Genomic DNA, 6,404 nt, shown 5'->3' with positions numbered 1-6,404 from the left:
AATTGTAAAGAAATCAAGGGAGGATTCCATTCAATTGATCAATTCAGCAGCTGCCCAGGTTTCCCCTGAGTCATCAATTTCGGACCTTGCTCAGCAGATTCTTGTAAAAGACATGGAGTCATCATTAGCCAGCATCGACCAGGCTATCGAATTTTTAAAGAAAGAAGCCAGGGAATCATTTTTCCATTCAACCCACTAATTGATTTTAGTATGAAAACAACCATCAATATATTTCTTGTAATGCTCATTGCTTCAGTGTTGCTTTATGCAGGTTGCAGGGAGCAGGAAGTGATTACCAATAAATGTGAAGAAACGGTATTGTCCAACTCTGAAACAAAAAATATTTACTTAAAACTTAAACTCAATAATACCCAATTAGTAAACAACCAGACCTACCTGTATGATTCCGACAGCCTTAGCATAAATGGTTCAGCCATCCTCATAACATGCGAAGGCGGACATGGGAACACTTATTCATTTGTGCAGGATAATAACTTATCATCTTATACTGCTGATTCAATCAGCAAAGGGTTTTATCTGGAGGAATTCCATGAGTTTACATTCAATAATTCCAGTGATTATATCCTCACAACTATTAAAATGTATGCATCATTTGCAAATGGGAAAACATTTGAATCGGAAGATATTACCTTTAGAATCACCTATACTGAGCTTAAATATGACCCCATTACTACTATAACTTATGCTGAACTGGTGATGCCGCTTTCCACACATTGGTATCAAAGGTCTAAATAACTAAGCCTTTTCCCGCATTTGTAAACTCCCGGTTCAGCTTATTGATTGAACTTTTACCGCGTATTTTTTCTTTTCTTTTTCCGGTTATTTTACAATACTTGCGATAAACTATTTTGATCTTAATATTAGGCTTGAGGTGGTGAACTAAAGCCGATTAGTTTTGTTTAATATTTACTATCTTAACTTTAAACAATGAGGCGACTTGAGTTTATATCTGTGATTCCCGGAAACCTGCTATCGGTCTGGGATTTCTTTTCTTCACCATCAAATTTAAGTAGGATTACCCCGGCTGAAATGAATTTTAGGATTCAAACTCCTCTTCCTGATACCATGTATGAAGGAATGTTTATTGGATACAAGGTTAATCCATTTCCGGGGTTCAGGGTCTCCTGGTTGACAGAAATTACACATATTGAGCAAGGGAAATTTTTTATTGATGAGCAGCGAAGCGGTCCCTACCAGATATGGCACCATGAGCATCATTTCAGGTTAGTTGAAGGCGGGGTTGAAATGAGGGATATCCTGATTTACAAGGTTCCTTTAGGTTTTCTTGGTAACATTCTGGATAAAATGTTCATTTTTGGAAGGGTAAAGGCAATCTTCTCCTACAGGGAACAGATTGTGAAACATATTTTCCCAGGGGCTTAGATTGTTTTTTGTGGTTATTACACTGAACAATTGTTGATTTCATTGCGTTTTTCTTATTTTTAAGGATTCTTTTAAGCTAATGAATGAATAACACACCTCACTATGCCACATTATTATAAGTTAGGCCAGGTTCCCCCTAAAAGACATATTCAATTCCGTAAACCTGACGGAGGTCTTTATTCAGAACAATTACTTTCAACTGAAGGCTTTTCTGATGCCTATTCCCTTACTTATCATGTTCACCCTCCAACACTGGTGCTTTCAGTTGAGGATCCTATAAAATCGGAACCGGAAGTTGTACTGGATAAAAATATGCAACACAGGAGTTTCCAGGGGTTCTCAGTACCACCAAAGGATGATTACCTGGAGAGCAGGGTTCCTTTAATGGTAAATAATGATATCTACATTTCGGTAGCAGCTCCCCGTAAATCGATGGATTCCTATTTTTACCGCAATTCTTCGGCTGATGAACTGATATTTATCCATGAAGGCAGTGGCCTCTTGAAAACCATGTATGGAAGCTTGCGATTTTCATATGGGGATCATCTTGTTATTCCCCGAGGTACCACCTATTCCATTGAATTTGATAATGAATCCAACAGGTTACTGATTCTTGAATCATTCAGTCCTCTCAGGTTCCCAAAGCGATATGAGAACAAGTACGGGCAGCTATTGGAGCATGCCCCATTCTGTGAGAGGGACCTAAGGAAGCCGGAAAACCTTGAAACCCATGATCAGCTTGGAGATTACAAAGTCCTGATCAGGAAAGAAGGACTAATTTATCCCTATCATTTTGCTTCTCATCCTTTTGATGTTATAGGATGGGATGGATTTCACTATCCCTATGCATTTTCAATTCACGACTTTGAACCTATTACCGGCAGAATTCATCAACCACCCCCAGTACATCAGACTTTTGAAGGACATAATTTTGTGCTTTGTGCATTTGTCCCGAGATTATATGATTATCATCCCGGTTCAATTCCTGTGCCTTATAATCATTCCAACGTCGATTCTGACGAGGTACTTTACTACGTGGATGGTGAATTTATGAGCAGGAAACATGTAAAACGCGGACAATTTACCCTTCATCCTATCGGCATAGTTCATGGTCCTCATCCGGGTACCGTTGAGCGTAGCCTTGGGGCAAAAGAGACCAGGGAGCTGGCAGTAATGATCGATACCTTCAAACCTTTGAAAATTACAAAACAGGCTCTTGAAATTGAAGACCGGGAGTATTATAAATCATGGTTGGAATAGATTGGAGAATGGTGAATTAGTGATAGAATTTATCTCTTCTTATTACTGTGAAAGCGAATCATCAACCTATAAAATATCAGGACAAACATCCTATTACAACAACGAACAAAGTTTATGACTTTTAAATCACATTAATTATCTTTACAAGACTGAATTGTAAAGAAGTACTAAGAAGTCAACGATTTATTTGTAGCCCATATCAATAGAAACTGATTCTTTCCGTCATCTGAATAAAACTGTGTATCTATATAAACCACATCAGAATTGATACCATTAACCTAGAAACAAATAATTTACAATATGTCAGAACAGGATTTTCTCCCTATCAACGGAACCGATTATGTTGAGTTCTATGTTGGAAATGCGAAACAGGCCGCTCATTATTATCAAACAGCATTTGGCTTTCAACCCCTTGCTTATTCAGGACTTGAAACCGGGCAGTCGGACCGTACTTCTTATGTTTTACAACAAGGTAAGATTCGCTTTATCCTTACAACAGGATTGAATTCAGAATCCTCTGTAGCAGAACATGTGAAAAAACACGGGGACGGTGTTAAGGTAGTAGCACTCTGGGTAGATGATGCAAGGTCAGCTTTTGAAGAAACAGTGAATAGAGGTGCCAAACCATATATGAATCCGACAGTCCACACCGACCAGCATGGTGAGGTTGTATTATCAGGAATCCATATTTATGGTGATACTGTGCATGTATTTGTAGAAAGGAAAAACTATAGTGGTGTTTTTCTTCCCGGATTTGTGAAATGGGAACCGGAATATCGACCCTCTGAAGTAGGCCTGAAATATGTTGATCATATGGTAGGGAATGTGGATTGGGGACAGATGAATACATGGGTGGATTTTATTCCAATGTAATGGGATTTAAGCAGTTGGTTTCATTTGACGATAAAGATATTTCAACAGAGTACACTGCTCTCATGAGTAAAGTGATGTCGAATAATAATGGCTTCATCAAGTTCCCAATTAATGAACCCGCTTTGGGAAAGAAAAAATCTCAGATAGAGGAATATATCCAGTTCTACCAGGGTTCAGGAGTGCAGCATGTGGCCATGGCTACCGACAATATTATTGAGACTGTAGGTGCTTTGAAAGCAAGAGGTGTCGAATTTCTTACCGTTCCTGATTCCTATTATGATACTGTATTGGAGAGGGTTGGAGGAATAGAAGAAGATCTTAATGAATTGAAAGCAAGAGGTGTTCTGATTGACAGGGATGATGAAGGATATCTTCTGCAACTTTTCTCCAAACCTGTTGAAGACCGACCTACCGTATTCTACGAGATTATTCAGCGGAAAGGTGCAAAATCTTTTGGTAAAGGCAATTTTAAAGCACTGTTTGAAAGTATAGAAAGGGAGCAAGCCAGGAGGAATACCCTCTGATCTGCAGGCGGACAGAATTCAAGAATTCAGAATTCAGAAGTCTTACGCCTGAAGTGGACAAAATATGAATAGTGGGCTGATTGAATGATTAGAAGAAGTGAGTAAATTGTTGGAATCTTATAGTCAATCCAAACTGAGTTCCCAAAAAAGCAAATAACATTAACTTTAAATAGTCTCTAACTTTTTATGATTGATTCCTGGCTTGAAATAAAAAAAGATAGCGATTTCCCGGTTGAAAATATCCCTTTTGGAATAGGAAGGACCCATGGTTTGGGGCCCAGGGTATTTACCCGGATAGGAGACACCCTGATCGATGTTTCAGCACTGTCAAGGCTTGGCTACTTTGACCACCTTGGCAAGAATGAAGCCATCTTTGAAGCCGATTCACTGAATCCTTTTATCGGAATGGGACGCCCTTTTACCTGTAAGGTGAGAAACTGTATTCAGGAAAGCTTTATGAAGGAAAGTCCTTCCCGACATGATGCACCAGTGCTCAAAGAAAAAGCATTTTATTCTGCTGAGCAGGTTGAAATGCTTATGCCGCTGAAAATTGGAGATTACACGGATTTTTATTCGAGTATGGAACACGCCAGGAATGTGGGTATGATGTTCAGGGATCCGGAAAATGCATTATTGCCTAATTGGAAGCATATACCGGTAGGATACCATGGCCGGGCCTCTTCTATTGTTGTGTCAGGTGCCGAAATTCATCGCCCTAACGGGCAAACGAAACCTGCCGATAGCAGCATTCCGCTATTTGGTCCGACAAAACAACTTGATTTTGAGCTTGAAACCGCTTTTGTTATCGGGAAGGAGACATCGTTGGGAGATAGCATCCCCATTGAAAAGGCAGAAGATTACATCTTTGGGTTGTTATTATTTAACGATTTATCCGCAAGGGATATTCAAGCCTGGGAATATGTACCTCTTGGACCATTCCTTTCAAAGAATTATGCTTCCGTTATTTCTCCATGGATTGTAACATTGGATGCTTTGGAGCCCTTCAGGGTGGCAGGTCCTGTGCAGGATCCTTCCGTACTTCCATACCTTCAGGTTGGAGGAGATCATAATTTTGATATTAACCTGAAAGTAATTATTCAACCCGAAGGGAAAGAAGAAAACCTGGTGTGCAGTTCCAATTTCAGACATATGTATTGGAATATGAGTCAGCAATTAGCACACCATACGGTGAATGGATGCAATGTGCGGGTAGGAGACTTATGTGCCAGTGGTACAATTAGCGGACCTGAGCCCGGGAGCTATGGGAGTATGCTTGAATTAACCTGGAAGGGGACAAAGCCCTATCAGGTTAAAAGATGGATCAGAAAGAAAATTCATTGATGATCATGATACAATCATCATTCGCGGATATTGCCAGAATAAGAACCTTCGACTGGGTTTTGGAGAGGTCTGCGTTCGGATATTACCAGCCAGGCCAATTTCATAACCATGAAAACCATAGATCCGTCAGAGATTCTTCACAGTCAGCTGCACAGACTCCTGCTCACAGCAATAGCTCCCCGTCCCATTGCTTTTGCCAGCACTATTGATGCCGAAGGAAATCCCAACCTTTCTCCTTTTAGCTGTTTCAATGCATTTGGGGTGAATCCCAGTACCCTGGTTTTTTCACCATCCCGTTCCGGCAGAACCAATAAAGTTAAAGATACCTTATTAAATATCAGGGAGATCCCTGAAGTGGTGATCAATGTGGTTACTTATTCAATGGTTGAACAGGCCAACCTGGCCAGTACTGAATATGCCAGGGGGGTAGATGAATTTCTTAAATCAGGTTTTACGCCTGTACCTTCAATTCAGGTTAAACCTTTCAGGGTAAAGGAATCACCAGTCCAACTGGAATGTAAAGTAAGGCAGGTCATCGAAACCAGTGATCGGCCGGGTGCTGCAAACCTGGTGATCTGTGAAGTACTACTCATGCATTTTGATGAGAAACTTTTTGATATAAAAGGCCAGTTAGATCCAAGGAAACTGGATCTTGTGGGAAGGATGGGACTCGATTATTATGTCAGGGCTTCAGGGAAAGCTTTATTCACAGTTGAAAAACCCCTGGAAAAGACAGGGATTGGTGTAGATGCTCTGCCTGAGGATGTGAGGATGAGCACAATCCTAACAGGTAATGATCTTGGGAGGCTTGGGAATGTCGAGATGTTGCCTTCGGCACCGGATGTGCTGAAAATTCAGAAAACAGCCACTTTTCGGAAACTGGCCTCTGAGAAACATGAAAATCCTTCAAAATATCTCAAAGGCAGTGCATGAAATGGCCCATGAACTGATTGCGCGAAATGAAATTCAGGAAGCTTTGAAACTTCTATTAGCAGCCAGCAG

General features: G+C 40.4%; 5 protein-coding genes and 2 pseudogenes. All 7 read left to right on the top strand.

Annotated features, from left to right (window positions below; genetic code table 11):
• Positions 1–199: hypothetical protein (locus tag IPH84_15375; protein ID MBK7174569.1), on the top strand; the 199-nt coding region annotated here is incomplete at its 5' end.
• Between the two features lie 11 nt (positions 200–210).
• Positions 211–756 carry a hypothetical protein gene (locus IPH84_15370; GenBank protein MBK7174568.1) on the top strand — a complete coding sequence of 182 codons (546 nt, stop codon included), beginning with the start codon at positions 211–213 and terminating at the stop codon, positions 754–756.
• A gap of 192 nt (positions 757–948) precedes the next feature.
• Positions 949–1,404: an SRPBCC family protein gene (locus IPH84_15365; GenBank protein ID MBK7174567.1), complete on the top strand. Its 456-nt coding sequence runs from the start codon at positions 949–951 to the stop codon at positions 1,402–1,404.
• Positions 1,405–1,506: 102 nt separating this feature from the next.
• The gene (locus IPH84_15360) at positions 1,507–2,664 is read left to right on the top strand and encodes a homogentisate 1,2-dioxygenase (protein MBK7174566.1); all 1,158 of its coding nucleotides are present in this window, start codon (positions 1,507–1,509) and stop codon (positions 2,662–2,664) included.
• Positions 2,665–2,964: 300 nt separating this feature from the next.
• Positions 2,965–4,061: pseudogene (gene hppD / locus IPH84_15355) on the top strand (4-hydroxyphenylpyruvate dioxygenase).
• A gap of 186 nt (positions 4,062–4,247) precedes the next feature.
• Positions 4,248–5,508, top strand: a pseudogene (gene fahA, locus IPH84_15350) (fumarylacetoacetase).
• 2 nt (positions 5,509–5,510) lie between these two features.
• Positions 5,511–6,335, top strand: a complete 825-nt coding sequence (locus IPH84_15345) for a flavin reductase family protein (GenBank protein MBK7174565.1) — start codon at positions 5,511–5,513, stop codon at positions 6,333–6,335.
• The last annotated feature ends 69 nt before the right edge of the window (positions 6,336–6,404 follow it).

It is taken from the genome of Bacteroidales bacterium, from assembly GCA_016707785.1.
Taxonomy (GTDB): Bacteria; Bacteroidota; Bacteroidia; order Bacteroidales; family UBA4417; genus UBA4417.
This window is presented reverse-complemented; position numbering and strand designations above follow the sequence as displayed.

What these genes read in the sequence shown, in the direction of transcription:
- IPH84_15370 (MBK7174568.1), top strand. Translation starts at nt 211, where the DNA reads ATGAAAACAACCATCAATATATTTCTTGTAATGCTCATTGCTTCAGTG.
- IPH84_15365 (MBK7174567.1), top strand. Translation starts at nt 949, where the DNA reads ATGAGGCGACTTGAGTTTATATCTGTGATTCCCGGAAACCTGCTATCG.
- IPH84_15360 (MBK7174566.1), top strand. Translation starts at nt 1,507, where the DNA reads ATGCCACATTATTATAAGTTAGGCCAGGTTCCCCCTAAAAGACATATT.
- IPH84_15345 (MBK7174565.1), top strand. Translation starts at nt 5,511, where the DNA reads ATGAAAACCATAGATCCGTCAGAGATTCTTCACAGTCAGCTGCACAGA.